Below are 24,461 nucleotides of genomic sequence, written 5' to 3'. Positions count from 1 at the left end.
AGGCTAGGCCGCCACCGCCTCCCGCGCCATCCGCCGCTCCGCCCAGACCCAGGCGAGCAGCCCCGGCAGGAACACCACCAGATCGCGCAGCCGGCGGGCGATGGCCAGGGCCGCCGAGGCCTCCGCCGGCAGGCCGAGCAGCAGGCCGAGGCCGAGGAACCCCGCCTCCTGCAACCCCAGCGCACCCGGGACGAGGAAGGCGGCGGAGGAGACGGCCTGGATCAGCGCCTCGATCGCCAGCGCCTCCGCGGCGCTGACGGGGAAGCCGAGGAAGTACAGCGCCAGCCAGATCTCCAGCGCCCCCGCCGCCCAGCCGGCGAGCTGCCACAGGAAGCAGCCAAGGATGGCGCCGCGCACCCGCCACAGCCGGCGCGTCATGCGGTCGATGCGGGCGGAATGCGCCTCCAGCGCCGGGAAGCGGCCGGCGGCGATGCCGTTCAGCAGCCGGGCGAGGCGGGAGAGCACATCCGCCCGCTGCGCCAGGATGAAGCCGGCGGCGAGCGCGACCCCCGCCAGCGCGCCGAGCGCGATGCCGCCCCAGCCGATCCCGGCCCCCGCCCAGGCCAGCAGCGCCAGCCCCAGCAGGGCGAAGGCGAGCTGGCTGAGGATGGAGATGGCCATGTCCACCATCAGGCTGGCGGCGGCGGGGGCCACCGCCACCCCCTCGCCGCGCAGCAGGCGGTAGGAGGCGATCTCGCCGCCGATGCGAGCCACCGGCAGCAGCCCGTTCACCGATTCGCGGATCCAGACATTGGCCGTCATCGCCAGCACGGAGGGCCGCCGCGCCCGCGGCAGCAGCAATCGCCAGGCATGGCCGTTCAGCGCCATGGAGGGGATGTGGGCGAGCGCCGCCAGCACCAGCCCGAAGCCGGCGGTGGCCAGCAGCGCGCCGATTTCCGCAAGGTCCTGCTGCGCGATCAGCGCCAGCGCCGCGGCCAGCCCGGCCAGCGCCAACAGAAGGCCAAGCCGGCTCATGCGCCCAGCATCTCCCGATAGCCGCCGCGCGGCAGGCCGGCGCAGGCGGCCCGTACGCGCGGGTCCAGCAGCGCCGCCAGCTCCTCCGCATAGCGGTAGCCTGGCGCGGCGCCGGGGAAGCCGCCTGCGGTGGCGGGATGCAGGTAGATCTCCGTCACGCCTTCGGGCAGGCGGGGCAGCACCTCGGCCAGCCGCGCCGCGGTGAAGGCCCCGGACCAGGCAAGGCCCACCACCCGGGCCGGCGCCCTGAGGCCATGGCGGCGCGCCAGCAGGCGCAGCCAGCGCGTCATCGGCCACAGCAAGCGCGGCGCGCCAGGGACCAGGGCAGGCGGTTCCCAGGGGATGCGGATCGCGCGGATGCCGCGCACGGCGGCGAGGCGAAGGGCGATGGCGGCGATCACCGGATGCAGATGGTAGTGCTTATGGGCGTTCAGATGGTCACAGGGCAGGCCGGTGGCGGCGAAGGCGTCGAGCTGCGCCGCGATCTCGGCCGCCAACTGCGCCCGCGCGGCGCGGGAGATGGCGAGGGCAAGGCCCAGCCCCGCCATGTCGTCGCGGAAGCGGCCATTCGCCTGGACCAGGGCCGGGATGCGCTCCGGCGGCAGGGCGGGGGTGCCATCCGTCAGCGTCAGGTGCAGCCCGATGGCCAGCCCCGGATTGCGCCGCGCCACCGCCACCCCCTCGGCGGCGGCCGGCTCGCCCACCATCAGGCTGGCGGCGGTCAGCACGCCCTCGCGGTGCGCCTGCTCGATGGCGGCGTTCACCTGGGGGGAGAGGCCGAGGTCGTCGGCGTTGAGGATGAGGCGGCGGGTCACGCGGCGGGGTCTGCCCCGGCGGCCGCCCGGGCGCAATGCGCTTGTGGCCGGTAGTGAGATTACCTAGATTCGCCGCATGACCGAAACCATCCCCGCCACCGAGGCCAACCGCCACTTCTCCCGCCTGCTGCGGGAGGTGGAGCAGGGCAAGAGCTTCACCATCACCTCCCACGGCCAGCCCGTGGCCCGCATCATCCCGGCGACGGCGGAGGCGGAGAAGCGGCGCAAGGCCTGGAGGGAGCTGATGGCAAGGCTGGAGTCCCAGCCGGCCATGGAGCCCGGCATCGGCCCCTGGACGCGGGACGAGCTCTACGAGCGCGATTGAGGTGCGGGTCGCGCTCGACACCAACATCCTCGTCTATGCCGAGGGGGTGAACGGTCCGGAGCGAAAGGCCTCCGCCCTCGCCATCCTCCGCCCGCTGGAGGGCGAGACGGTGCTGGTGCCGGTGCAGGCGCTGGGGGAGTTGTTCGCCGTCCTGGTCCGCAAGGCGCGATGGCAGGCAGAGGCCGCCAGCCGCGCTGTCCGCTTCTGGGCCGAGCGCAGCACGCCAATCCCCACGACCGAAGCGACGCTGATGCAGGCGATGGAGATCGCCGCCCGGCACCGCCTCGCCTTCTGGGATTGCGTCGTCCTGGCCGCCGCCGCCGAGGCGGAATGCGAGACGCTACTGACCGAGGACATGCACCACGGCTTCACCTGGCGCGGCGTGACGCTGCGCAACCCCTTCGCCGGGTAGGCCGGGCCGAGGCGCGCCTCGCGGCGCGCCGCCCTCCTCGACACAGCGGCGCTACGCCGCCTTCTGCTCGGCTTTCCCTTGGGCGCTCGCCTTCGCCCGCTCGCGCAGGAAGCCGAAGAACTCCACCCCCTCGCGCAGCCGCCGCACCAGCATCTGCCGGTCGCGCACCATCTCGCCGCAGATCGCCGCGATCTTCGGCGCGCGGAAGTAGAAGCGCCGGTAGAAGGTCTCGACGCTGTCGAAGATCTCCGAGTGGCTGAGATGCGGATAGGCCAGCGGCGCGATCTGCACGCCATGCGCGTCCACGTATTCGGTGTTCGCGGTGTCCAGCCAGCCTTCCTTCGCCGCCTGCTCGAACAGGAAGGTGCCGGGGTAGGGCGCCGCCAGCGAGACCTGCAGGGTGTGCGGGTTGGTCTCGATGGCGAAGCGGATCGTCTCCTCGATGGTCTCCTTCGTCTCCCCGGGCAGGCCGAGGATGAAGGTGCCATGGATGGCGATGCCCAGCTCGCGGCAATCCTTGCTGAACTTCTTGGCGACGTCGATCCGCATGCCCTTCTTGATGTTGTGCAGGATCTGCTGGTTGCCGCTTTCGTAGCCCACCAGCAGCAGGCGCAGCCCGCCCTCCTTCAGCACCTTCAGCGTCTCGCGCGGGACGTTGGCCTTGGCGTTGCAGGACCAGGTGACGCCGAGCTTGCCCATCTCCCGCGCGATCGCCTCGGCGCGGGGCAGGTTGTCGGTGAAGGTGTCGTCGTCGAAGAAGATTTCCTTGAGGCCGGGGAAATTGTTCCGGATGTAGCGGATCTCCTCGATCACGTTCTCGACCGAGCGGGTGCGGTAGCGGTGCCCGCCCACGGTCTGCGGCCAGAGGCAGAAGGTGCAGCGGCTCTTGCAGCCTCGCCCCGTGTAGATCGAGACATAGGGGTGCTTCAGGTAGCCGATGAAGTATTTCTCGTAGCTCAAATCGCGCCGGTAGATCGGGCTGACGAAGGGCAGGCTGTCCATGTCCTCAAGGATCGGGCGATCCGCGTTGTGGACGATCACGCCCTCGGCGTTGCGGTAGGACAGGCCCTTGATCGAGGCCCAGGGCACCTCATCCGCCACGTCCTTGATGGTGAAGTCGAATTCGTTGCGGGCAACGAAATCCACCACCTTGGCATCGCGCAGGCTCTCCTCCGCCTGCACCGCCACCTTGGCGCCGATCAGCCCGACCTTGAGGTTCTGGTTCTCCGCCTTCAGCGCCTCCGCCACCTTCACGTCGGAGGCGAAGCTCGGCGTCGAGGTGTGCAGCACCACCAGGTCATGCTGCCTCGCCATGGGCAGTACATCGGCCAGGGTCTGCTTGTGCGGCGGCGCATCCACCAGCTTGCTGTTCGGCACCAGCGCCGCCGGCTGGGCCAGCCAGGTGGGGAACCAGAAGCTCTTGATCTCCCGCTTCGCCTGGTAGCGGGAGCCGGCGCCGCCATCGAAGCCGTCGAAGGAAGGGGCCTGCAGGAACAGGGTGCGCATCATGCCTCGATCATCCCGCCATCGCGGTCCATCCGATAGCGCCGGCCCTGCCACACCACCGTGCCGCGGGCCAGCCCGAACCCCCATATAGCGAAGGAGAGCGCGTCGCGCAGGGGCAGAAGCGCCAGAAGCCCCGGCCGCACCCCCCGCCCCAGCGCCCGGTCCACCGCCAGGGCCAGCCCCAGCCGCCCCGCCAGCCCCGCTGCCAGGGCCCATGGGCCCCAGCCCGGCAGCAGCAAAGCCGCCACCGCCCCCCAGACCAGCGGGAAGGTCACCACCATCCCGGCATAGCCTGGCAGGTTCAGCAGCCTGAGCGTTCGCAGCCAGCGCAATTCATGCCGGGCCAGGGCCAGCAGGCTGGGCTCCGCCTGGACATGGCCGGGGATGACGGGCGCCACCACCACGCGCAGCCCCAGCCGCCGCACCGCCACCCCGAGGGCATGGTCATCCGCCAGCAGCCCGACCAGCGACTCGAAGCCGCCCAGCGCCGCCAGGGTCTCGGCCCGCAGCGCCATGGTGGCGCCGTAGCAGCCCTGGGCCTGGCCGAAGGCCTCGCCCAGCGCCGCGTTCGGCAGGAATTGCCAGTCGATCCAGAGGGCGCCGAGCCGGGACCACAGCGCGCCATCCGCCGGCTCGCCGCGATAGAGGCAGGTGACCAGCCCCACCCCGGGCTCCGCCAGCGGCGCCGTCACCGCGGTCAGCCAGTGCGGCGGCACGGCCATGTCCGCATCGGCGATGACCAGCACCCCGTGCCGCGCCGCCGCCGCCAGGTGGATGAGCTGCGAGACCTTCCGATTCGGCCCCAGCACCGCCCCGCCCGCCAGCAGCCTTGCATCCGGCGCGTCGGCGAAGGCCGCCTTCGCCACCGGCGCGGCGGCATCGGCGACGTCGTTCACCCCGGCCAGCACCTCGAAGGGGGCGGCGTGGCGCTGGCCGAGCGTCGCGGCCAGGTTGGCGGCGAGCGCCGGATCGGCGCCATGCAGCGGCTTCAGGACGCTGGCCGGCAGGGCCGGCGCCCGGGCCGGCGCCGCTGCCGCCAGGCGCCAGACCGCCCGCCCCGCCATCGCCGCCCAGCCCAGCCCGGCCAGGGTCAGGGCGAGCGCCAGCCACCCCAGCGCCTCAGCCATCGGCGCGGTGCCGCCGGGGGGATCGCCGGCCGGGCTTCGGCTGGGCTAGGGTACCGGCCCCTGTCAGGGCTCCCGCATGCGCCGTCTTTCCGCTTTTCGCCGCTCTCTCCCGCTGGTTGCCCTGCTGGCCGGCTGCGCCACCCAGGGCCCCGTCACCGACCCGACCGACCCGCTGGAAGCCACCAACCGCCAGGTGCTGGACGTGAACATGGCGCTGGACCGGAACATCTTCCGGCCGGTGGCGGTCTTCTACCGCAACAGCGTCGGCGACTGGACCCGCGCCCGCATCCACAACGTCCTGCAGAACATGAATGAGCCGGTGGTGGCGGTGAACGCCCTGCTGCAGGGGCAGCCGGACATGGCGGCGCAGAGCCTGCTGCGCTTCGTCATCAACTCCATCGGCGGGCTGGGCGGGATGTTCGACCTGGAGAGCGTCGGCGGCCCGCCCCGCATCATCCGGGATTTCGGCCAGACCCTTTATGTCTGGGGCCTGCCGGACGGGCCCTTCCTGATGGTGCCGGTGCTCGGCCCCTCCAACCCGCGGGAGCTGGTGGGGGTGGTCAGCGACGGCTTCCTCAACCCGATCACCTGGGTGATCCCGGTGGAGGCGAGCCTTGGCCAGGGCGTGGTCAGCGGCATCGATACGCGGGAGCGGAACATCGAGACGCTGGACGAGATCGAGGCGACCTCCCTCGACCTCTACGCCCGGCTGCGCAGCCTGTGGCGGCAGCACCGCGACGCCGAGCTGGGCCGCAGCACCACCGAGGCCCCCGCCGTGCTGGAGGATCCCGACGCGCCGGCGCGCTGACCCGGGGCCTGTGGCAGGAAGGTTCCGGCAGCGGTCGGGCGAGGGCTTCGGCGCCCTGGCCAGGGTCGCGGCACCGCCGCGACGCCGCCCGATGCCGGTGGCACCGACGGATCCGCGGCATCCAGGCGAAAGGCAAGCTAGCGCATGGTGCCACGGCCGGCACGGACCGGCCGGCCTGCGCCGCTGGCCCTCAGGCCGGGCCCCGCATGTAGCGGCGCTCCGGCCGATAGGTGAACCAGCGATGCAGGCGGAGGAGCAAATGCTGGAACATGGGCGGCACGTCCCGGGCTGGCGTTGCGATGACGCCAATCTCGCAGATGTGCATTGACACATTCTTAGTGAATTGCGCAGGGGCGGCGAAGAGACCTCGTGGAACGATACGCCGCCCGCCGGCGCCAGGCCGGAAGGTCGGCGGCGCTGCCCCCGAACCCCCGCCGGCGGTTGCCGGCAGTGCCGGCAATCCCCTCCCCGAACCCCGCCCCGAGTCCCCAACCCGCAGATGGAACCAGCCGGCGAGGGGGGCGTGGGGCCAGGGCCCCGCGCTAGCGGCGCGCGGCGGTGCCCGGCCTTCGTGCGGCGCCGCCCATGTAGCGGCGCTCGGGCCGGTAATTCAGCCAATGGCGAAGGCGTTGCAGGACACGGCGTAGGCTCACGGCATCCCTCATCCGAAACTGCGGCCGGGCATTGGCCGCCACCGCCCATCTGGCGTCGGTTTGAGTCCTTCGCATGGCATGAAGGGGGCGCCGAGAGGACCTTTCGGGGCCGGAACTTCAACATGCCGTGACGCTGCCCGGGTCGGTGTTCCCGCCGCACAGCAGCACCCCGATCCGCGCCCCTGGCGGCGCCCGGAAAGCGCCGCAGAGCAGGGCCGCCAGCGCCGTCGCCCCGCCCGGTTCCGCCACCAGCCGCAGCCGGTCCCAGAGCAGCCGCTGCGCGGCGCGGATGGCGTCGTCCGGCACCAGCACCGCCTGCGCCACATGCGCTCGCGCCAGGGGGAACATCAGCGCCCCCACCTGCCGCGCGCCGAGGCTGTCCGCCGCCACCCCGCCGACCGGCGCCGGCACCGGCCGCCCTGCCGCCAGCGCAGCGTGCAGGGCAGGGCAGCCCTCCGGCTCCACCGCGACCAATTGCGCGCCGCCCTCGGCATACCAGCCGGCCATGCCGCCGATCAGCCCGCCGCCGCCGACCGCGACCAGCGCATGCTGCAGCTCCGGCGCTTCCGCCTCGAATTCCAGCGCCACGCTGCCCTGGCCCGCCAGCACCTCCGGCTGGTCATAGGCGTGGATCAGCCGGGCGCCGGTCTCGGCCGCCCTGGCCTCGCTGGCCTGGCGCGCCTCGTCGTAGGTGGCGCCGCCCACCACCAGCTTCGCGCCATAGCCCTCGATCCGCGCCCGCTTGGCCGCGCCGGTGATCTCCGGGACGAAGATCTCGGCCGGCACGCCGAGCGCCCGGGCGGCATAGGCCACCGCCGCGCCGTGATTGCCGCCCGAGGCGGCGATGACGCCCGCCGCCGGCACCGGCGCCGCCAGCAGGGCGTTGCAGGCGCCGCGCGCCTTGAAGCTGCCGCTCACCTGCAGCAGCTCCAGCTTCAGCGTCAGCGGGCCCGCCGCCAGCCCCAGCTCCGCCGCGTCCAGCCGCAGCACCGGGGTGCGGCGGGTGAAGGGGGCGATGCGGGCGGCGGCGGCGCTGACGGCGGCGCGGTCAGGGGGGGCGCTCATGGCCCCCGCCTCGCACGAAGCCGCGCGCCGGGCAACACGTGTCCCCGCCCGGGCGTTCTGCAACCTCCGGTCCCCTTGGACTCCCGCCGCATTTCTGCCATGGTCCGCGGCCTGTTCGCTGGCGGACCGGAAGCCACGCCATGCCCGTACAGCTCCACGGCAGTGCCGTCGCCCGGGATGGGGATGCGGTCCTGCTTTTGGGTCCCTCAGGGGCCGGGAAATCCGATCTCGTGCTGCGCATGATCGATGCGGGATGGCGGCTCGTGGCCGACGATCAGGTGGCCCTCCGGGCGGAGGGCGGCACCTTGCGCGCCGCCGCGCCCGCGCCGCTGGCCGGGCTGCTGGAGGTGCGCGGCCTCGGCCTGCTCGGCCCGCTGCCGGTGGCACGGCCGGACCCGGTGCTGCGGCTGGCCGTCCACCTGGTGCCGCGGGAGGCGGTGCCGCGCCTGCCGGCGCCGGACTCCTGGGCGGCGGAGGGCGTCTCCCTGCCCGCCATCCGGATGCATGCCTTCGACGCCGCCGCCCCCGCCCGCCTTGCCCTGGCGCTGGAGCTGGCCTGCGGCCGCCTCCGCAGCGGCGCCGGGGCCTTCGCATGAGCGGCCGGGCGCCGCCGCGGCCGGTGGTGCTGGTCACCGGCCTCTCCGGCGCCGGCCGCGCCTCGGCGCTCCGCGCCCTGGAGGATCTCGGTTTCGAGACGGTGGACAACCCGCCGCTCGAGCTGCTGGAGGAGCTGGTGGGGGATGGCGACCTGCCGCTGGCCGCCGGCATCGACACGCGGACCCGCGGCTTCTTCCCCGCCCAGGCCCTCGCGACCCTGGCCCGCTTAAGGCAAAGGCAGGATATCGGCGTCACCCTGCTCTACGTCACCGCCGAGGATCAGGTGCTGCTCCGCCGCTTCACCGAAACCCGGAGGCGCCACCCGCTGGCGCCGGGCGGCTCGCTCGGCAGCCGGGTGGCGGACGGCATCGCGCGGGAGGCGGCGCTGCTGGCCCCGTTGCGGGAGGCGGCCGATATGGTGATCGACACCTCCGACATGGCGCTGCCCGCCTTCCGCCAGATGATCGAGCGGCGCTTCCGCCCGGAAGGCGCACCCGGCCTCGCCATCCAGGTGATGTCCTTCGCTTTTCCCAAGGGGCTGCCGCGGGAGGCCGATCTGGTCCTCGACCTGCGCTTCCTGCGCAACCCGCATTACGTGCCGGAGCTGAAGCCGCTGACCGGGCGGGACGCGCCGGTCGCCCGCTATGTCGAGGAGGATCCGGACTACCCCGGCTTCTGGGCCCGGCTGACCGGCCTGCTCGACCCCCTCTTGCCGCGCTACGTCGCGGAGGGCAAGAAGTACCTCACGGTCGCCCTGGGCTGCACCGGGGGCCGCCACCGATCGGTCCTTGTGGCGGAGCGCCTGGCTGACCATCTACGGAGCTTAGGCTGGCGTGCGGATGTGACGCATCGGGAACTCGGCGTGAACGGCATGGCGGCGGCTGCGGCCGCGCCTCTGCCGTCCCACGGCCCCAGCCCTGAGGGTCGGGAGGCCCTTTCTAGAACCCCATGATCGGATTGGTTCTGGTCACCCATGGCCGTCTGGCCGATGAATTGCGCCTCGCCATGGAACATGTGGTGGGGCCGCAACGGGCGGTGGCAACCGTCTGCATCGGCCCGGATGACGACATGGAAGACCGCAGGCAGGATATCCGCGAGAGTATCAGGTCGGTGGACCAGGGCGACGGAGTCGTCATCCTGACGGACATCATGGGCGGCACCCCCTGCAACCTGGCCGTTTCCCTGGCGGACCGGAAGCAGGTGGAGGTGATCGCCGGTGTGAACCTGCCGCTGCTGGTGAAGCTGGCGAAGATCCGCTCCACCGAGCCGCTGGCGGAAGCGGTGGACCATGCCGCGGCGGCGGGGCGGAAATACATCGCCGCCGCCGGCGATATCGCCAACGGCGCCGCCAGGCCCAACGGCGCGCCCAAGGGAGGAGCAAGCTGATGCGCGACGACGTCATGCCCGAGCTTGTGCCGCAGTCCACCGCCGCCGAAGGCGCCCTGGGAGGCGCAGCCGATTGCAATTGCGATTGCGGCGGCGGTGACGGCCTCGTTCTCCGCCGCGACCTCGTCATCCGCAACAGCCGCGGCCTGCATGCCCGCGCCGCCGCCAAGCTGGTGGCGCTGGCGGAGCGCTACTCCGCCTGCCTGCAGGTGGTGAAGGACGGGCAGAAGGTGCCCGCCTGCTCCATCATGGGGCTGATGATGCTGGGGGCGGGCGCCGGCAGCCATATCACCATCGAGGCCGAGGGCTGGGACGCCAAGGAAGCGCTCGAGGCAGTCGCCGGCCTGGTCGAGGCCGGCTTCCATGAAGAGTGAGAAGGCCGAGACGAAGCCCATCGCCGAAGCGCCGAAGAAAGCCGCTGCGCGCAAGCCGCGCGAGATCGCCATCCGTGGCATCCCCGTCTCCTCGGGCATCGCCATCGGGCCGGTCTTCGACACCACCGAGGTGCCCGCCGAGGCGCCGCGCCGGTCCATCGGGGCCGGGGAGGTGGAGGCGGAGAAGCAGCGCCTCGCCGAGGCCGTTACGCTTTCCCGCAAGCAGATCGGCAAGCTGAAGTCACGCCTCTCCGTCCTGCCCGAGGAGGCGCAGGAGGAGCTGGAGCCGCTGCTCGACGCCTATGCGATGATGCTGGGGAATTCCCGGCTGCTGCGCGGCGCCCGCAAGCGGATCGAGGCGGAGCTGCTGGCCGCCGAGACCGCGGTGCAGGATGAGGCGGAGGCGATCGCCACCATCATCCTCGCCCAGAAGGACGACGATCGCGCCGGGCTGAACCGCCGCGCCGGGGAGGTGCGGGAGATCGCCCGCCGCCTGACCCGCAACCTGACCGCCACCCCCTTCCGCAGCCTGAAGGAGGTGCCGGAAGGCGCCATCCTGGTCGCCGAGGAGCTGACGCCGGCCGATGCCGCGCTGCTGGACCCGGCCCGCATCGCCGGCGTGGCGACGGAGGAGGGCGGGGCGGATGGCCACACCGCCATCATGCTGCGGGCGCTCGGCATCCCCTCCGTCCTCGGCGCCTCCGGCCTGACCGAGAGCGCGGTGCGCGGCGAGCCGGCGGTGCTGGATGGCAGCGCCGGGCTGGTGGTGCTGCGGCCGGGCGAGAGGGCGCTGGAGAAGGCGAAGGAATCGCTCGCCGCCTTCGCCAGGGAACGGGCCAAGCTGGCCAAGCTCCGCCGCCTGCCGGCGGTGACGACGGATGGCGAGCCGGTGGAGCTGCAGGCCAACCTCGAAATCCCGGCGGAGCTGCCGCTGATCGCCCAGGCCGGGGCGCAGGGGATCGGGCTGCTGCGCACCGAATTCCTCTTCATGAACCGCGAGGATCTGCCGGACGAGGAGGCGCAGCTCGCCGCCTATACCCAGATCGTCGAGGCGATGGCAGGCGATCCGGTGACCATCCGGGTGCTGGATTGGGGCGGGGAGAAGGATATGGAGGCGCAGGCCTCCGGCATCGCCCCCACCCATGCCGGGCCGAATCCGGCGCTGGGGCTGCGCGGGCTGCGCCTGCTGCTGAAGCGGCCGGAGCTGCTGGAGGCGCAATTCGCCGCCATCCTGCGGGTGGCGGAGCGGGGGCCGGTGCGCATCCTGCTGCCGCTGGTGACCAACCCGGCCGAGGTCCGGCAGGCGCGCGAGATCTATGAAAGGGTGGCGCGGCGGCTGCGGCGCAAGGGTGTCGGCGTGCCGGAGAAGCTGCCGGAGCTTGGCGCCATGATCGAGACGCCGGGCGCGGCGCTGGCGGCGGATGCGATTGCGCTGGAGGCGGATTTCTTCGCCATCGGCACCAATGACCTGGCCATGTACACCCTGGCGGTGGACCGGGCGGAGAGCGAGGTGTCGCATCTCTACGACCCGCTGCACCCGGCGGTGCTGCGGCTGATGCAATTCGCCACGGAAGCCGCGCTGCGCCTGCGCATGCCGGTGAGCGTCTGTGGCGAGATGGGCGGCAACCCGCGGCTGGTGCCGCTGCTGCTGGGCCTCGGCATCCGCTGCCTGTCCATGAATGCCAGCGCCATCCCGCGGGTGAAGCAGGCGATCCGCGCGCTCGACATCTCCGACTGCGCCCGCTTCGCCCGCCGGGTGATGGAGCAATCCGACCCGGAGCGGATCCAGGAGCTGGTGATGAGCCAGGGCCATGTGACGGAGCGGAATTGAGGCGGCGGCGGGGGCGGTTTCGGCCGGGCCGCTGCCGTCCCGAACCCGGCATTGCGCGGGCCGGGCGCATCCCGGTATGCGTGCGCCCATCCGGTATGCGTGCGCCCATGATGAGTCGCAGCATCGCCTCGGTGTTCTTCCTGGCCTGAGCGGCTTCGCCTTCCGGAGCGGGAGGCGGCCCGATGCGCCTTGGAACCCCAATGCGCGCCGCCCGGCACCGGGCAGCGCCGCAGCCGCCACGCGCGAGATCACATGCGACATCAGGGATATGGGAAGGGCCCGCTCGGCGGCCGTGACATCGGGCGCTTCGTCGCCGACGGCTTCATCAGGCTCGAAGCGGCGTTTCCGCGGGAGCTGGCGGAGGCTGGCCGGGCCATCCTCTGGCGCGCCACGGGCTGCGACCCCGAGGACCCGCGAAGCTGGACCCGGCCGGTCATCCGCCTCGGCCACCATGCGGAGGCGCCCTTCCGGGCGGCGGCGAACACGCCGGTGCTGCATGCGGCCTTCGACCAGCTCGTCGGGCCCGGGCGCTGGCGGGCCCCGGCGGGGCTGGGCAGCTTCCCCATCCGCTTCCCCTCGGAGGAGGAGCCGGGCGATGCCGGCTGGCATGTCGACGCCAGCTTCGGCACCGAGACCCCCGATTTCATGGCATGGCGCGTGAACCTGCGCTCCCGCGGCCGGGCGCTGCTGCTGCTGTTCCTGTTCTCGGATGTGGGGGAGGCGGATGCGCCGACGCGGATCCGGGTCGGCTCCCATCGCGACATCGCCCGCCAGCTTGCCCCGGCGGGCGAGGCGGGGCTGAGCCTGCGGGAGCTGGCGGCGGATGGCTTCGCGGGTTCGGCGCAGCGGGCCGAGGCCCTGGCGACGGGCCGCGCCGGCGATGTCTATCTCTGCCACCCCTTCCTGGTGCATGCGGCGCAGCAGCACCGCGGCCGCGCGCCCCGCTTCCTGGCGCAGCCGCCCCTGCTGCCGACGGAGGCATGGGCTGCCGGGCCGGAGGGCGGCGAGTCGCCAGTCGAGCGAGCGATCCGCGAGGCCCTTGGGGGCTGAAGCGCGGGCCAGGGGGCTGGGCGGCGGGGCGCCGATGGCATCCCATGCACCGCCTTCGCCTCGCCACCCCCCACGCCATCCGCTACCTTCGGGCCACCGCGCAGCCGCCGCCAGCGCCCCACCGCACCGAAAGAGTGCTCTCATGCCGGACGACGACTCCACACCCATCCGCGTCACCCGCCGCACCAAGCTCTGGCTCGGCCTTGGCGGCTTTGCCTTGCTCGGCCCTGCCGGCGCCCTCGCCCAGCCCGCCCCTGCTGCCCCGCCGCTCACCCAGGGCGGTGAAGGCGGCGAGGGCGGGGAAGGGGGGGAGGGCGGCGAAGCCGGCGTCGATGCCGACCGCGCTGCCAGCGATCCTGTCGCCTTCATCCTCGCCCTGGATGTGGTCGCGGCGCATTACCTGGCCGGCCGCCGCGCCTATGAGGCCGGGCGCAACACCGCCGCCGCCGAGATGTTCGCCCACCCCATCGCCGAAATCTATACCGAGCTGGAAGGCGTCTTCCAGGATCGCGGCGTCCCGCCCTTCCAGGAGAAGATGCAGGAGGCCTCCACCCTCGCCCTGGACCGCGCCCCGCGTGGCCGCGTCGCCGCCGCGGTGGACCAGGTGCTGGCGGCGTTAAAGGAAGCCGAGGCCAAGGCCCCCGGCGCCGGCCCCAGCCTCACCGTCCGGGCCCGGGTGGTGGGGGAGATGCTGGACCGCGCCGCCCTGCAGCACGCCTACGCCCTGCGCAGCCAGGAGCTGGAGCCCTATCTGGACGGGCTCGGCCTCTATCTGGCCGCCGAGGCGCGGGCCAAGGCCGTGGCGCCCGCGCTGGAGGCGGCCGGCCACCGGGCGGAGGCCAAGGCGATGCGGGAGGCGGTCCGGGCCCTGGCCCCGGCCTATCCGGGCATGAACCGGCCGGCCAGGCCCATCGCCCCCGGCCCGCTTTCCGCCCAGGCGGCGCGGCTGAAGCTGGCCCTGTCCGACCTGCCCTGATGATCCTGCCGATCGCCGGGCTGCTGGAGGACGCAACCTTGGCAAGGTTGCGCGCCCTGCTGGCCGGGGCGCGCTTCGGCGATGGGCGGCGCAGCGCCGGCTGGGCCGCCCGCGGGGTGAAGGCGAACGAGCAGGCCGCGCCTGCCGACCCGGCGGTGCAGGAGGCGGCGGGGATCGTCTCCGCCGCCCTGCTGGGGCATGCGCTGTTCCGCGCCGCTGCCCTGCCGCGCCGGCTGCGCCCGGTGCTGTTCGCCCGCTATGCCGGGGAAGGCGCCTACGGCACCCATATGGATGACGCGCTGATGGGCCTCGCCGACCCCGCCGGCCCGGTCCGCACCGACCTCTCGGTCACGGTCTTCCTGGCCGGGCCTGACGATTACGAAGGCGGGGAGCTGGTGATCGAGGGCGTGGGCGGGGAGGCAGAGTACAAGCTGCCTGCCGGCTGTGCCCTGGTATACCCCGCAACCACCCTGCACCGCGTGGCTCCAGTCACGGCCGGGGAAAGGCTGGTGGCGGTGACCTGGGCGCAGAGCCTGGTGCGGGAGGCGGCGGCGCGCGAGACGCTGTTCGACCTGGACCGCGCCCGCCGCGCCGTCTTCGCGCGGGAGGGGGATGGCGAGACCTTCCGCCTGCTGGCGAAGACCCATGCCAATTTGCTGCGGCGCTGGGCGGAAACCTGACGCCCGCTGCGCCGCGGCGCGCCGTGGGGCGGGCGCCGGAGCGGGCGCCGTCTCGCCGAGGTCGCACCGCGACCCGCCGCGGCGTGCCCCTGCGGCGGCGGGCGGCAGGACGGGCACCGCGACCGGAGGTCCCGGTGCCTGCCGCGGCAGGCCGCGCGAGGCTTCGGGCTGCAACCTCTTCCGGGGTCCTCGCGACGGCGCGCCAGCGCGTCGCGGGGATTCAGGCCACGAAGATCAGCAGCGCCAGCAGCAGCAGCACGGTGGCGCCGATGCCCCAGGCGACGAATTGGGTGAAGCCCTCCCAGGCATGCTGCCGCTCGGCCAGGATGTCCTTCGAATCAACCGCCGCGAATTCGTAGTGCTGCTGCTGCTCGGCCACGGCCCGTTCCTCACGCAATCCCGGGCGTCGGTGTAGGAAGTGGCGGCTTCAGGGGCAAGGGGTCTGGCAGCGGGTTCAGCAGGGCCGCCCCCGCCCCGGGCGGTGCGGCCGCCCCGCCGGCGGCGATCGCCAGCGCCAGCGGGTAAAGCCGGTGCTCCTGCGCCAGCACCCGGGCCGCCAGCGCCGCTTCGTCATCCCCCGGCAGCACCGGCACGGCGGCCTGGGCGAGGATGGGGCCCTCATCCATCGCCTCCGTCACCCAATGCACGGTGCAGCCATGCAGCTTCACCCCGGCGGCCAGGGCGCGGGCATGGGTCTCCAGCCCGGGGAAGGCGGGCAGCAGGCTGGGATGGATGTTCAGCATCCGCCCCGCCCAGCGCCCGACGAACCAGGGCGTCAGCAGCCGCATATAGCCGGCGAGGCAGACCAGGCCGACGCCATGCGCCTCCAGCACCTGCTGCACCGCCGCCTCATGCGCCTGGCGGTCGCCGCGGAAGGGGCGGCTCTCCACCACCGCGGTCGGCACGCCGAAATCCGCCGCCCGGGCGAGCCCCGCGGCATCGGCGCGGTTGGCGAGGACCAGGGCGATCTCGGCCGGGTAGGCAGGGTCCCGGGCCGCCTCCAGCAGCGCCAGCATGTTGGAGCCGCGGCCGGAGATCAGGATGGCGGTGCGGCGCCGTTCCGGCCCCCGCCCCGGGCTGCCGCCGGGCGCGGCTTGCGGCGCCGGGTCGGGCTGCGTCACGCCGGCCAGCTCTCCGTCAGCCCCTCGATCCGCAGCTGGGCCTCGCCCGCTGCTTCCTCCAGCACGCCGATGCGGAACACGGTTTCGCCGGCCGCTTCCAGCAGGGCGGTGGCGGCCTCGGCCTCCCCGGCGGCCACCACCGCCACCATGCCGATGCCGCAATTGAAGACGCGCAGCATTTCCGCGGCGGCCACCTTCCCGGTGCGGGCCAGCCAGACGAAGACCGGCGGCACCGTCCAGGCGCCGGCCTGGAGCACCGCCGCCACCCCCGCCGGCAGCACCCGCGGCAGATTCCCCGGCAGCCCGCCGCCGGTGATGTGGGCGGCCGCCTTCAGCTTCCCCGCCCGGTGCAGCGCCAGCAGCGGCTGCACATAGATGCGGGTGGGGGTCAGCAGCGCCTCCCCCAGTGTCTGGCCGGCGGCGAAGGGCGCGGGGGAACCGAGCCCGGCATTCCCCGCCTGCACCGCCCGCCGCACCAGGGAGAAGCCGTTGGAATGCACCCCGGAACTGGCCAGGCCGAGCAGCACGTCGCCCGGCCCCACATCCGGCCGCGGCAGCAGCCCGTCCCGCTCCGCCGCGCCGACCGAGAAGCCGGCCAGGTCGTAATCCTCCGCGGCGTACATCCCCGGCATCTCCGCCGTCTCGCCCCCCACCAGGGCGCAGCCGGCCTGGCGGCAGCCCTCGGCGATGCCGGCGATGACCTCCCGCGCCTGCTCCAGCCGCAATTTCCCGGTGGCGAAATAGTCGAGGAAGAACAGCGGCTCCGCCCCCTGCACCACCAGGTCGTTCACGCACATCGCCACCAGGTCGATGCCGACCGTCGCATGGCGGCCGGCATCGATCGCCACGCGCAATTTCGTGCCGACGCCGTCGGTGGAGCTGACCAGGACGGGGTCCTTGAACCCCGCCGCCTGCAAATCGAACAGCGCGCCGAAGCCGCCGATGCCGCCCAGGACGCCGGCGCGGCTGGTGGCCCTGGCCAGCGGCTTGATCGCCTCGACCAGCGCGTCGCCGGCATCGATATCGACGCCGGCTTCACGATAGGTCAGGCCGGCGGGGGAGGAACCGGGGGGGGAACTGGTCAGGGCGGCCTCCGATCGGCTAAGGGTCCTGTCCCGGGAGCTTCTAGCGCAGCGAGCGGCCGCCGTCTTGGCGGGAAGTCCTCGGCAAGTGGCGGGGTGGCATGCATGGCGCGGAGGATGGTCGGGGGGGCCGTGGTCCTGGCGCTCGGCCTGGGGCTGGGCGCGGCGCGGGCGCAGACCGATTCGGCGCCCGTCTCCGTGGTGCCTTCTCCCGCCCCCGCGGCGGAAGCCTCCGGCGGCGGCACCACCCAGCGCGGCGTCCCGGCCGAGGCCACGGCGGAGAACGGCGTGCTGGCGCGGGAGCAGGCGCTTGCCTCCGGGCGGCGAATCGCCTGGGAACGCTATCTGGCGGAGCTGGGCCAGTCCGGGCCAAACCTCTCCGACCGGCAGATCGAGAATCTGGTCAGCTCCATCGTCATCGAGCAGGAACGGACCGCCCCCACCCGCTACACCGGCCGGATCACGGTGAATTTCAACCCCGGCCGGGTGCAGCGCGTGCTGGGCGGTGGTGGCGGGGCGGCGCCGGGCACCGGCCAGGCGGCGGCCGGCCCCGCCAGCAACTGGATCGAGGCGGTGGCGAGCTACGCCTCCCTCGGCGAATGGCTGGAGCTGCAGCGCCGGCTGCGGGCGGCGCCGTCGGTCGCCGGCTTCACCCTGCAGGCCGTGGCGGTGGATGCGGCAAGGCTGCGCCTCGGCCTGCGCCTGCCGCCGGAGGCCGCCGCCGCCGAGCTCGGCCCGCTCGGCCTCACCCTTTCGCCGGCGACCGGCGCCGCGGCCTGGCGCCTGTTTCTCGGTGGCGGATGATCCGGCCCCGGGCAGCGATGCGCTGGTCACGCTGCCCAACCTCATCACCCTGGCGCGGCTCTGCGCCGTGCCGGCGACCATCTGGCTGATCCTGCAGCACCGGCTGGACGTCGCCTTCTGCCTCTTCATCGGCGCCGGCATCTCCGACGCCATCGACGGCTGGCTGGCGCGGGTGCGCAATGCCCGCTCCGCCCTCGGCGCGCTGCTGGACCCGGTGGCGGACAAGGCGCTGCTGGTTTCGGTCTATGTGACGCTGGCCGCCATCGGCGTGCTGCCGGACTGGCTGGCGATACTGGTGGTGTTCCGGGACCTCATCATCGTCGGCGGGGTCATCGTGCTCTGGCTGCTCGGTCAGCCCGTGGCGATCCGGCCGCTGTTCATTTCCAAGCTGAATACCGCGCTGCAGATCGGGCTGGCGGCGCTGGCCCTGCTGCTGGCAGGCTTCGGGCTGCAGGCATCCGGCCTGCTCACCGCCCTGGTCTGGATCGTGGCTGGCTCCACCCTCGCTTCCGGCACGCGCTACGTCGTCGCCGCGCTGCGCCGCGGGGCGTCGGCGGGGTGACCCGGCCATGGTGAGCCTGCCGCCGCCGGAGCGTGCCCCGCCGGCCCGGGCGGGCGGCGGCCCGGCCGCGCCGCTGGCCCGCCCCCTGGCCCGCCCCCTGGCGGACCAGCCCCAGCCCCACCCCCCTGGCCCCGCCCCCGCTGGCCCCGCCCCCCCTGGCCCCGCCAACCGGCCGCCGCGCCCGGTGCCGCGCGCCGCCACCAGCGGCCAGCGCCTCGGCCTGGCATTGGGCGTCGCGGTCTTCCTGCTGGTCTCGATCTGGCTGTTCTCGGCCATCTTGACGCCCTTCGTCCTGGCCGGGGTGATCGCCTATTTCCTCGACCCGCCGGCCAGCGGGCTGGTGCGCCTGGGGGTGGGGCGGGGGTTTTCCGCGCTGATCATGATCCTCGCCGTGGTCGGGGTGGCGCTGCTCTGCGTGCTGCTGCTCTACCCGGTGCTGGTCGCCCAGGTCTCCATCCTGCTGCAGCGCCTGCCGAGCTACGTGCTGGGCGTCGGCGCCGCGGTGCGGGAGGCGCTGGCGGCGCTCGCCCAGCGGCTGGGGCCGGATGTGGTGGATTCCCGGCTGCAGGACCTGGCGGTGGGGCAGGCGGGGGCGATCATCTCCTATCTCGGCACCTCCATCGCCCGGCTGCTGGGGGGTGGCTTCGCCATCTTCAACGTCTTCACCCTGGTGACGGTGACGCCGGTGGTGGCCTTCTACCTGCTGCGGGACTGGCCGCGGATCATGCTGCGGCTGGACGCCTGGCTGCCGCGCCGTTCCGCCGCGACGCTGCGGCAGATGGCGCGGGATACCGACCGGCTGCTCTCCGCCTGGCTGCGCGGGCAGTTGCTCTGCTGCGCGCTGCTGGCGGTGTACTACGCCACGGCGCTGTCGCTGATCGGGCTGGAGCTGGGGCTGACGGTGGGGCTGATGGCGGGCATCCTCTCCTTCATCCCCTATGTCGGCTCCATCACCGGGCTGATCACCGCGCTGGCCCTGGCGCTGGCGCAGTACGGCACCTGGAACGGGGTGCTGCTGGTGGCGGCGATCTTCGTCACGGGCCAGGTGGTGGAGGGATACATCATCTATCCGCGGCTGCTGGGGGACCGGGTGGAGCTGCACGCGGTGTGGGTGATCTTCGCGCTGTTCGCCGGCGGGGTGGCGTTCGGCTTCCTCGGCGTGCTGCTGGCGGTGCCGCTGGCGGCGGTGGCGGGGGTGATCGCCCGGTATTGGCTGCGACGGTATCTGGAGAGTCCGCTGTATCTGGACCCGCCGCGGACGGGGTGAGGGGGCGTTGGTTCGAAGGCTGCCCGTTGCGAGCCGGGCCTGGAGCGGGGTGCGTTCGCTTTCGCTCACGCACCCCGCTCCACCTTTTTGTCTGACCGCGTGATTCATGGTTTCGGTTGATTCAACCTCGGCCGATCACGCTCCCACAACCGATCACGCTCCAGGAAGTCGCCCTTCGTCCAAACCCCGCCAGGTTGCCGATGCAGCGCGCCATGCCGGGCACTGAAGGAAGGGCGTCCCGGCCTTTCCGCCACGCCACTGCCGCGTTCCGTCCCCACCGCTATGCTGCGCCCATGTCCTGGATTCCCCGGCCCTGATGCGCCAGCTTGCCCTGCCGCTCCGCCTGCCGCCGCCCGCGCCGGGGGCGCTGCTGGAGGATGCCAGCAATGCCGAGGCCCTTGCCTGGCTGGCCCGGCCGGAAGCCTGGCCACAGCACCGCCTCGCCCTTTACGGCCCGGCCGCCACCGGCAAATCCCATATGCTTGCCGAATTCGCCGCCCGCCACGCCTGGCCCAGCCTTCCCGGCCCCGCCATCCGCGGGTTGCCCGACATCCCCGCCGCCCCCGGCCTCACCCTGGACGACGCCGATTGCGCCCTTGACGAAGCCGCCCTGTTCCACCTGCTGAACATCTGCGCCGAGCGCCGCCAGGCCGTGCTGCTGGCCGGCCGCGCGCCCCCCGCCCGCTGGCCGGTCAAACTCCCGGACCTCGCCAGCCGCCTCCGCGCCATCACCGCCGTCGGCGTCCAGCCGCCCACCGACACGCTCCTCGCCGCCCTGCTCCGCAAGCATTTCGCCGCCTTGCAGCTCCGCGTGGACCCGGCCGTGCAGGGCTGGCTGCTGCTCCGCCTGCCGCGCGAAGCGGCTGCCATGGCCGCTGCCGCCCGCACCCTGAACGAGGCCGCGCTCGCGGCCGGCGGCGCCGTCACCCGCACCCTCGCCCGCACCGCCCTGCGCGACTGGCCCGGCTTCGATCCAGCGCCGTTGGATGATGTTTCGATGGCGGGGGAGGCCGCGCCCTCCCCCTCTGCCCCCTGCCTGCTATAGGGTTGCTGGCATGACCCCGCTCGACCTCCGCCCGGCCGCCGTCGAGAGCCAGGGCGCCGCCGCGCCCGCCACGGGGCCGGAGGCGCCGGAGCGCTTCCTCAACCGCGAGCTCTCCTGGCTGGATTTCAACACCCGGGTGCTGGAGGAAGCGGCCAACCCCGCCCATCCGCTGCTGGAGCGGCTGCGCTTCGTCGCCATCTCAGCCTCCAACCTCGATGAATTCTATTCCGTCCGCGTGGCGGGCCTCATCGGCCAGGACCGCGCCGGCATCGCCAGCCCGGCGCCGGATGGCCGCACCCCCGCCCAGCAATTGGCTGCGATCCACGACCGGGCGGAAGAGCTGCTGGCCGAGCAGCAGGCGCAATGGCAGACCCTGGCGGCGCAGCTCCGCGAAGCCGGCATCGCCGTCTGCGCGCCGGAGGAGCTGACCGAGGCGGAGCATGCCTGGGCCGCCGCCTGGTTCGACGAGCGGGTCTTTCCGGTGCTGACGCCGCTCGCCGTGGACCCTGCGCATCCCTTCCCCTTCATCCAGAACCTCGCCCTCTGCATGGCGCTGAAGCTGGTGCGGGAGGAGGATGGCGGCACCATGCGCGCCTTGCTGCCGCTGCCGCCGCAGATCGAGCGCTTCATCCGCCTGCCGCCGAATGAGGAGCAGCCCGGCATCCGCTTCCTGGTGCTGGAGGATCTCATCACCCTCAGCCTGCGCCGCCTCTTCCCCGGCTTCATCCCGGCGGAGCAGGGCCTGTTCCGGCTGATCCGCGACACCGATGTGGAATTCGAGGAAGAGGCGGAGGATCTCGTCCGTTCCTACGAGACCGCGCTGAAGCGCCGCCGCCGCGGCCGCGCCATCCGGCTGAGCGTGACCGCCGCCACCCCCGCCGATATGGTGGATTTCGTCGCCGAGGAGCTGAGCGCCGACCGCAGCAACATCTTCGTCGTGGATGGGCTGCTGGGCATGGATGCGCTGACCCAGCTCATCGTCGATGACCGGCCGGATCTCCTCTTCACCCCCTACACGCCGCGCTTCCCGGAGCGCATCCTGGATTACGGCGGCGATTGCTTCGCGGCGATCAGGGCGAAGGACATCGTCGTCCACCACCCTTACGAATCCTTCGACGTGGTGGTGCAGTTCCTGCGCCAGGCGGCACGCGACCCGAATGTGGTCGCCATCAAGCAGACCCTCTACCGCACCAGCCGCGAAAGCCCGATCGCCCGCGCGCTGATCGAGGCGGCGGAGGCGGGCAAATCCGTCACCGGCGTCATCGAGATCAAGGCCCGCTTCGACGAGGAGCGGAACATCGCCCTCTCCCGCGAGCTGGAAGCCGCCGGCGTGCAGGTGGTGTTCGGCTTCGTCGAGCTGAAGACCCATGCCAAGGTCTCGCTGGTGGTGCGGCGCGAAGGCCAGGCGCTGCGCTCCTACGCGCATTTCGGCACGGGCAACTACCATCCCGTCACCGCGCGCATCTACACCGACCTTTCCTTCTTCACCGCCGACCCGGCGCTGACCGCGGATGCGGCGCGCCTGTTCAACTACATGACCGGCTATGCGCGGCCGGCGAAGATGAGGAGCCTCGCCTTCTCCCCGCTCACCATCCGCCCGACCCTGCTCGGCCTGATCGAGCAGGAGACCGGCTTCGCGCAGGAGGGGAAGCCGGCCGGCATCTGGCTGAAGATGAACAGCCTGGTGGATGAGCAGCTCATCGACGCGCTCTACCGCGCCAGCCAGGCCGGCGTGCGGATCGAGGCGGTGGTGCGCGGCATCTGCTGCCTGCGGCCGGGCGTCGCCGGGCTTTCCGAGAATATCCGGGTGAAGTCCATCGTCGGCCGCTTCCTGGAACATTCCCGCATCTGCGTCTTCGGCAATGGCCACCGCCTGCCCAGCCGGCGGGCGCGGGTGTTCATCTCCTCGGCCGACTGGATGGCGCGGAACATGGACTGGCGCGTGGAGACCCTGGTGCCGGTGGAGAACCCGACCGTGCATGCGCAGATCCTCGACCAGATCATGGTGGTGAATTTGAAGGACACCGCGCAGAGCTGGGAGCTGCAGCCGGATGGCAGCTGGCAGCGGATGAAGCCAGGGCTGCAGCCGGTTTCCGCCCATGCCTATTTCATGACCAATCCCTCCCTCTCCGGCCGCGGCAGCGCCCTGCACCGCGCGGCGCGTGCCAGCGGCGCGGCACGGCGGGTGAGGCCCGACCGCATCGCGCAGGACTGACCGCTTGGCCATTGCCTATCATCACGAACCCCCGCCGCCGCGCTGCGGCGTCGTCGATCTCGGCTCCAATTCCGTGCGCCTCGTCATCTTCGAGGGGCGGGGGCGGAACCCGCAGGCGATCTTCAACGAAAAGGCCGTGCTCGGCCTCGGCCGCGGGTTGCAGGCAACCGGAAGGCTGAATGAGGAAGCGATCGGGCCGGCGCTGACCGTGCTCGGCCGCTACCATGCGGTGGCGCAGGCGATGCAGGCGGCGCCGATCGAGGTGGTGGCGACGGCGGCGGTGCGGGATGCCAGCAACGGCGCGGAATTCGTCGCCGCGCTGCGGCAGCGCATGCCGGAGGTGCCGATCCGCATCCTGAGCGGGGAGGAGGAGGGGCGGCTTTCCGCCGCCGGCGTGCTGCTGGGCTTTCCCGGGGCGGACGGCATTCTCGGCGATCTCGGCGGCGGCAGCCTGGAGGTGGTGCGGCTGGATGCCGGGCAGGTGCGCCAGGCCGCCTCCCTGCCCATCGGCGCCATCCGCCTGGCGGAGCGTTCGGGTGGCGACACCATCCGGGCCCGGGCGATCGCCGAGCAGGAGCTGGCCCGCCACCCCTGGCTGGCCGAGGGCGGCGGGCGCGACCTCTACCTCGTCGGCGGCGCCTGGCGGGCGCTGGCACGGATGCATATCGCCCAGACCGGCTACCCGCTGGCCATCGTCCACCACTACGTGCTGCGGCGGGAGGAGGCGCGGGACCTGGCCGGCGTCGTCATGGCGGCGTCGCGGCGGGTGCTGGAACGCATGGCGGGGGCGCCGCTGAAGCGGCTGGCCGACCTGCCCTTCGCCGCCGTCGCGATGCGCCGGCTGCTGCGCGCCAGCGGCGCGGCGCGGGTGGTGTTCTCCGCCAACGGCTTGCGGGAGGGCTGGTATGCCAACCTGCTGCCGGCCGAGCTGCGGGAGGCGGACCCGCTGCTGACCGCGGCGCAGGATCTGGCCCAGGGCTGGGGCCGCGATGCCGGGCTGCCCCCGGCGCTGATCGCCTGGACCGATCCGCTCTTCCCCGAGCCGGAGGGGCTGGCCAGGGCGCTGCGTGAGGCGGCCTGCTGGATTTCCGACATCGGCAGCCATGACCACCCGGAATACCGGGCGGAGCAGGCTTTCCTGCGGGTCCTGCGGCAGCACGGGGCGGGGCTGGATCACCATGCCCGTGCCTTCCTCGCCCTGGTGGCGGCGCTGCGCTACGAGGCGGAACCGGACAGCCCCTTCCTGGCCCCGACGCGGGTGCTGCTGGACGTGGCGACGATCCGCCGGGCGGAGGCGCTGGGGGCGGCGCTGCGCCTGGCCTATACGCTGTGCGGCGGCACGCCGGCGCTGCTGGCCGGCACGGCGCTGGAACGCCGCGGCAGCCGGCTGGTGCTACGGCTGAAGGAGGGCAGCGGCGTCTTCGCCGGGGAGAGCGTGCTGCGCCGGGTGGAGGCGCTGGGCGCTACGCTGGGGCTGGAGACGGTGGTGGAGGTGGAGGCTTAGAGCGTGATCGGTTGAGGTCGAATCGACCGAAACCGTGAAGCACGCGACCGAACAAAGAGCTAGAGCGGGGCGGGTGAGCGCAGCTCACCCGATCCCGCTCTAGAGCAAGCTGTGTTTAGGCGGAAGCATATCCTGAGTTGGCGAGATAGTTGGTGCATTCGGTTGGGCTGACGAGGTCGAGGATGGCGCCGACCTTGCGCCAGGTGGTGCCGATAGTTCGCTGCTCGGCGGCGCGCATGAGGTGCTTGATCTTGGCGAAGAGTTGCTCGATCGGGTTCAGG

General features: G+C 72.9%; 26 protein-coding genes and 1 pseudogene. 17 read left to right on the top strand and 10 right to left on the bottom strand.

Features of this window, described 5'->3' with window-relative positions:
• Positions 1 to 3: 3 nt before the first annotated feature.
• A complete protein-coding gene (locus E5N76_RS21625) occupies positions 4 to 975 on the bottom strand; it encodes a lysylphosphatidylglycerol synthase domain-containing protein (RefSeq protein WP_149539406.1) in 972 nt (323 codons plus the stop codon).
• Positions 972 to 1,790, bottom strand: a complete 819-nt coding sequence (hpnK, locus tag E5N76_RS21620; RefSeq protein WP_187830316.1) for a hopanoid biosynthesis-associated protein HpnK — start codon at positions 1,788 to 1,790, stop codon at positions 972 to 974. The genes E5N76_RS21625 and hpnK overlap by 4 nt, the downstream gene beginning before the upstream one ends.
• A gap of 76 nt (positions 1,791 to 1,866) precedes the next feature.
• Between hpnK and E5N76_RS21615 the strand changes: the two genes are divergently transcribed.
• Together E5N76_RS21615 and E5N76_RS21610 are read left to right on the top strand one after the other, a co-directional pair.
• The gene (locus E5N76_RS21615; RefSeq protein ID WP_149539404.1) at positions 1,867 to 2,115 is read left to right on the top strand and encodes a type II toxin-antitoxin system Phd/YefM family antitoxin; all 249 of its coding nucleotides are present in this window, start codon (positions 1,867 to 1,869) and stop codon (positions 2,113 to 2,115) included.
• Position 2,116: 1 nt separating this feature from the next.
• Positions 2,117 to 2,527 carry a PIN domain-containing protein gene (locus E5N76_RS21610; protein ID WP_149539403.1) on the top strand — a complete coding sequence of 137 codons (411 nt, stop codon included), beginning with the start codon at positions 2,117 to 2,119 and terminating at the stop codon, positions 2,525 to 2,527.
• A gap of 51 nt (positions 2,528 to 2,578) precedes the next feature.
• Here E5N76_RS21610 and hpnJ read toward each other — a convergent pair whose 3' ends face one another.
• Both hpnJ and hpnI read right to left on the bottom strand, forming a co-directional pair.
• Entirely contained in the window at positions 2,579 to 4,036 is a 1,458-nt protein-coding gene (hpnJ, locus tag E5N76_RS21605; RefSeq protein ID WP_207792064.1) for a hopanoid biosynthesis associated radical SAM protein HpnJ, read from the bottom strand.
• The gene (hpnI, locus tag E5N76_RS21600; RefSeq protein WP_149539402.1) at positions 4,033 to 5,160 is read right to left on the bottom strand and encodes a bacteriohopanetetrol glucosamine biosynthesis glycosyltransferase HpnI; all 1,128 of its coding nucleotides are present in this window, start codon (positions 5,158 to 5,160) and stop codon (positions 4,033 to 4,035) included. Before hpnI ends, hpnJ begins: the two co-directional genes overlap by 4 nt.
• Positions 5,161 to 5,236: 76 nt before the next feature.
• On the opposite strand from hpnI, the gene E5N76_RS21595 reads away from it, so the two are divergent.
• A complete protein-coding gene (locus tag E5N76_RS21595) occupies positions 5,237 to 5,968 on the top strand; it encodes an MlaA family lipoprotein (RefSeq protein WP_149539401.1) in 732 nt (243 codons plus the stop codon).
• 190 nt (positions 5,969 to 6,158) lie between these two features.
• Here E5N76_RS21595 and E5N76_RS31110 read toward each other — a convergent pair whose 3' ends face one another.
• Together E5N76_RS31110 and E5N76_RS21590 are read right to left on the bottom strand one after the other, a co-directional pair.
• Positions 6,159 to 6,293, bottom strand: a complete 135-nt coding sequence (locus E5N76_RS31110) for a hypothetical protein (RefSeq protein WP_268921318.1) — start codon at positions 6,291 to 6,293, stop codon at positions 6,159 to 6,161.
• 445 nt (positions 6,294 to 6,738) lie between these two features.
• Positions 6,739 to 7,686: a threonine/serine dehydratase gene (locus E5N76_RS21590; RefSeq protein ID WP_149539400.1), complete on the bottom strand. Its 948-nt coding sequence runs from the start codon at positions 7,684 to 7,686 to the stop codon at positions 6,739 to 6,741.
• A 140-nt stretch (positions 7,687 to 7,826) separates the two neighbouring features.
• Here E5N76_RS21590 and E5N76_RS21585 point away from each other — a divergent pair, with 140 nt between their 5' ends.
• The 8 genes from E5N76_RS21585 (at position 7,827) to E5N76_RS21550 (ending at position 14,580) form a co-directional block, all read left to right on the top strand.
• On the top strand, positions 7,827 to 8,282 hold the full coding sequence (locus E5N76_RS21585; protein WP_149539399.1) for an HPr kinase/phosphorylase: 456 nt from the start codon (positions 7,827 to 7,829) through the stop codon (positions 8,280 to 8,282).
• Positions 8,279 to 9,235, top strand: a complete 957-nt coding sequence (gene rapZ / locus E5N76_RS21580) for an RNase adapter RapZ (RefSeq protein ID WP_149539398.1) — start codon at positions 8,279 to 8,281, stop codon at positions 9,233 to 9,235. The genes E5N76_RS21585 and rapZ overlap by 4 nt, the downstream gene beginning before the upstream one ends.
• Entirely contained in the window at positions 9,232 to 9,669 is a 438-nt protein-coding gene (locus tag E5N76_RS21575; protein ID WP_149539397.1) for a PTS sugar transporter subunit IIA, read from the top strand. The genes rapZ and E5N76_RS21575 overlap by 4 nt, the downstream gene beginning before the upstream one ends.
• A 128-nt stretch (positions 9,670 to 9,797) precedes the next feature.
• The gene (locus tag E5N76_RS21570; protein ID WP_408021721.1) at positions 9,798 to 10,043 is read left to right on the top strand and encodes an HPr family phosphocarrier protein; all 246 of its coding nucleotides are present in this window, start codon (positions 9,798 to 9,800) and stop codon (positions 10,041 to 10,043) included.
• Complete coding sequence (gene ptsP / locus E5N76_RS21565; RefSeq protein ID WP_149539396.1) at positions 10,033 to 11,874, top strand: phosphoenolpyruvate--protein phosphotransferase; 1,842 nt, start codon at positions 10,033 to 10,035, stop codon at positions 11,872 to 11,874. The genes E5N76_RS21570 and ptsP overlap by 11 nt, the downstream gene beginning before the upstream one ends.
• A 252-nt stretch (positions 11,875 to 12,126) precedes the next feature.
• Positions 12,127 to 12,924: a phytanoyl-CoA dioxygenase family protein gene (locus E5N76_RS21560; RefSeq protein ID WP_149539395.1), complete on the top strand. Its 798-nt coding sequence runs from the start codon at positions 12,127 to 12,129 to the stop codon at positions 12,922 to 12,924.
• Between the two features lie 142 nt (positions 12,925 to 13,066).
• Positions 13,067 to 13,900, top strand: coding sequence for a hypothetical protein (locus tag E5N76_RS21555; RefSeq protein ID WP_149539394.1), 834 nt, complete (start codon positions 13,067 to 13,069; stop codon positions 13,898 to 13,900).
• Positions 13,900 to 14,580 carry a Fe2+-dependent dioxygenase gene (locus E5N76_RS21550; RefSeq protein WP_149539393.1) on the top strand — a complete coding sequence of 227 codons (681 nt, stop codon included), beginning with the start codon at positions 13,900 to 13,902 and terminating at the stop codon, positions 14,578 to 14,580. The genes E5N76_RS21555 and E5N76_RS21550 overlap by 1 nt, the downstream gene beginning before the upstream one ends.
• 220 nt (positions 14,581 to 14,800) lie before the next feature.
• Here E5N76_RS21550 and E5N76_RS21545 read toward each other — a convergent pair whose 3' ends face one another.
• The 3 genes from E5N76_RS21545 to purM form a co-directional block, all read right to left on the bottom strand.
• On the bottom strand, positions 14,801 to 14,959 hold the full coding sequence (locus E5N76_RS21545; protein ID WP_149539392.1) for a preprotein translocase subunit SecE: 159 nt from the start codon (positions 14,957 to 14,959) through the stop codon (positions 14,801 to 14,803).
• A gap of 10 nt (positions 14,960 to 14,969) precedes the next feature.
• A complete protein-coding gene (purN, locus tag E5N76_RS21540; protein WP_149539479.1) occupies positions 14,970 to 15,596 on the bottom strand; it encodes a phosphoribosylglycinamide formyltransferase in 627 nt (208 codons plus the stop codon).
• A gap of 101 nt (positions 15,597 to 15,697) precedes the next feature.
• Positions 15,698 to 16,786, bottom strand: a complete 1,089-nt coding sequence (gene purM, locus E5N76_RS21535; RefSeq protein WP_149539478.1) for a phosphoribosylformylglycinamidine cyclo-ligase — start codon at positions 16,784 to 16,786, stop codon at positions 15,698 to 15,700.
• A gap of 129 nt (positions 16,787 to 16,915) precedes the next feature.
• Here purM and E5N76_RS30685 point away from each other — a divergent pair, with 129 nt between their 5' ends.
• From E5N76_RS30685 to E5N76_RS21510, 6 genes are all read left to right on the top strand, one after another.
• Positions 16,916 to 17,587: a hypothetical protein gene (locus E5N76_RS30685; protein WP_235907822.1), complete on the top strand. Its 672-nt coding sequence runs from the start codon at positions 16,916 to 16,918 to the stop codon at positions 17,585 to 17,587.
• Positions 17,577 to 18,149 carry a CDP-alcohol phosphatidyltransferase family protein gene (locus tag E5N76_RS21530; RefSeq protein ID WP_235907814.1) on the top strand — a complete coding sequence of 191 codons (573 nt, stop codon included), beginning with the start codon at positions 17,577 to 17,579 and terminating at the stop codon, positions 18,147 to 18,149. Before E5N76_RS30685 ends, E5N76_RS21530 begins: the two co-directional genes overlap by 11 nt.
• A 7-nt stretch (positions 18,150 to 18,156) precedes the next feature.
• Complete coding sequence (locus E5N76_RS21525) at positions 18,157 to 19,416, top strand: AI-2E family transporter (RefSeq protein WP_149539390.1); 1,260 nt, start codon at positions 18,157 to 18,159, stop codon at positions 19,414 to 19,416.
• A gap of 316 nt (positions 19,417 to 19,732) precedes the next feature.
• On the top strand, positions 19,733 to 20,461 hold the full coding sequence (locus tag E5N76_RS21520) for a P-loop NTPase family protein (RefSeq protein ID WP_149539389.1): 729 nt from the start codon (positions 19,733 to 19,735) through the stop codon (positions 20,459 to 20,461).
• A gap of 10 nt (positions 20,462 to 20,471) precedes the next feature.
• Positions 20,472 to 22,676: an RNA degradosome polyphosphate kinase gene (locus E5N76_RS21515; RefSeq protein ID WP_149539388.1), complete on the top strand. Its 2,205-nt coding sequence runs from the start codon at positions 20,472 to 20,474 to the stop codon at positions 22,674 to 22,676.
• A gap of 4 nt (positions 22,677 to 22,680) precedes the next feature.
• Positions 22,681 to 24,180, top strand: a complete 1,500-nt coding sequence (locus E5N76_RS21510; RefSeq protein ID WP_235907813.1) for a Ppx/GppA family phosphatase — start codon at positions 22,681 to 22,683, stop codon at positions 24,178 to 24,180.
• A 115-nt stretch (positions 24,181 to 24,295) separates the two neighbouring features.
• Here the strand turns inward: E5N76_RS21510 and E5N76_RS30680 are convergent.
• Positions 24,296 to 24,461, bottom strand: a pseudogene (locus E5N76_RS30680) (IS630 family transposase); the annotation flags it as partial.

Source organism: Siccirubricoccus phaeus, from assembly GCF_008360935.1.
In the GTDB taxonomy this organism is placed as follows: Bacteria; Pseudomonadota; Alphaproteobacteria; order Acetobacterales; family Acetobacteraceae; genus Siccirubricoccus; species Siccirubricoccus phaeus.
This window is presented reverse-complemented; position numbering and strand designations above follow the sequence as displayed.

Excerpts from the sequence above, each read along its gene's own strand:
- hpnI (WP_149539402.1), bottom strand. The coding sequence starts at position 5,160 with ATGGCTGAGGCGCTGGGGTGGCTGGCGCTCGCCCTGACCCTGGCCGGG.
- E5N76_RS21515 (WP_149539388.1), top strand. The coding sequence starts at position 20,472 with ATGACCCCGCTCGACCTCCGCCCGGCCGCCGTCGAGAGCCAGGGCGCC.
- E5N76_RS21575 (WP_149539397.1), top strand. The coding sequence starts at position 9,232 with ATGATCGGATTGGTTCTGGTCACCCATGGCCGTCTGGCCGATGAATTG.
- E5N76_RS21550 (WP_149539393.1), top strand. The coding sequence starts at position 13,900 with ATGATCCTGCCGATCGCCGGGCTGCTGGAGGACGCAACCTTGGCAAGG.
- E5N76_RS21625 (WP_149539406.1), bottom strand. The coding sequence starts at position 975 with ATGAGCCGGCTTGGCCTTCTGTTGGCGCTGGCCGGGCTGGCCGCGGCG.
- rapZ (WP_149539398.1), top strand. The coding sequence starts at position 8,279 with ATGAGCGGCCGGGCGCCGCCGCGGCCGGTGGTGCTGGTCACCGGCCTC.
- ptsP (WP_149539396.1), top strand. The coding sequence starts at position 10,033 with ATGAAGAGTGAGAAGGCCGAGACGAAGCCCATCGCCGAAGCGCCGAAG.
- E5N76_RS21585 (WP_149539399.1), top strand. The coding sequence starts at position 7,827 with ATGCCCGTACAGCTCCACGGCAGTGCCGTCGCCCGGGATGGGGATGCG.
- purN (WP_149539479.1), bottom strand. The coding sequence starts at position 15,596 with ATGCTGGCGCTGCTGGAGGCGGCCCGGGACCCTGCCTACCCGGCCGAG.
- E5N76_RS21615 (WP_149539404.1), top strand. The coding sequence starts at position 1,867 with ATGACCGAAACCATCCCCGCCACCGAGGCCAACCGCCACTTCTCCCGC.
- E5N76_RS21595 (WP_149539401.1), top strand. The coding sequence starts at position 5,237 with ATGCGCCGTCTTTCCGCTTTTCGCCGCTCTCTCCCGCTGGTTGCCCTG.
- hpnJ (WP_207792064.1), bottom strand. The coding sequence starts at position 4,036 with ATGATGCGCACCCTGTTCCTGCAGGCCCCTTCCTTCGACGGCTTCGAT.
- E5N76_RS21525 (WP_149539390.1), top strand. The coding sequence starts at position 18,157 with ATGGTGAGCCTGCCGCCGCCGGAGCGTGCCCCGCCGGCCCGGGCGGGC.
- E5N76_RS21520 (WP_149539389.1), top strand. The coding sequence starts at position 19,733 with ATGCGCCAGCTTGCCCTGCCGCTCCGCCTGCCGCCGCCCGCGCCGGGG.
- E5N76_RS21590 (WP_149539400.1), bottom strand. The coding sequence starts at position 7,686 with ATGAGCGCCCCCCCTGACCGCGCCGCCGTCAGCGCCGCCGCCGCCCGC.
- E5N76_RS21555 (WP_149539394.1), top strand. The coding sequence starts at position 13,067 with ATGCCGGACGACGACTCCACACCCATCCGCGTCACCCGCCGCACCAAG.
- E5N76_RS21560 (WP_149539395.1), top strand. The coding sequence starts at position 12,127 with ATGCGACATCAGGGATATGGGAAGGGCCCGCTCGGCGGCCGTGACATC.
- E5N76_RS31110 (WP_268921318.1), bottom strand. The coding sequence starts at position 6,293 with ATGCACATCTGCGAGATTGGCGTCATCGCAACGCCAGCCCGGGACGTG.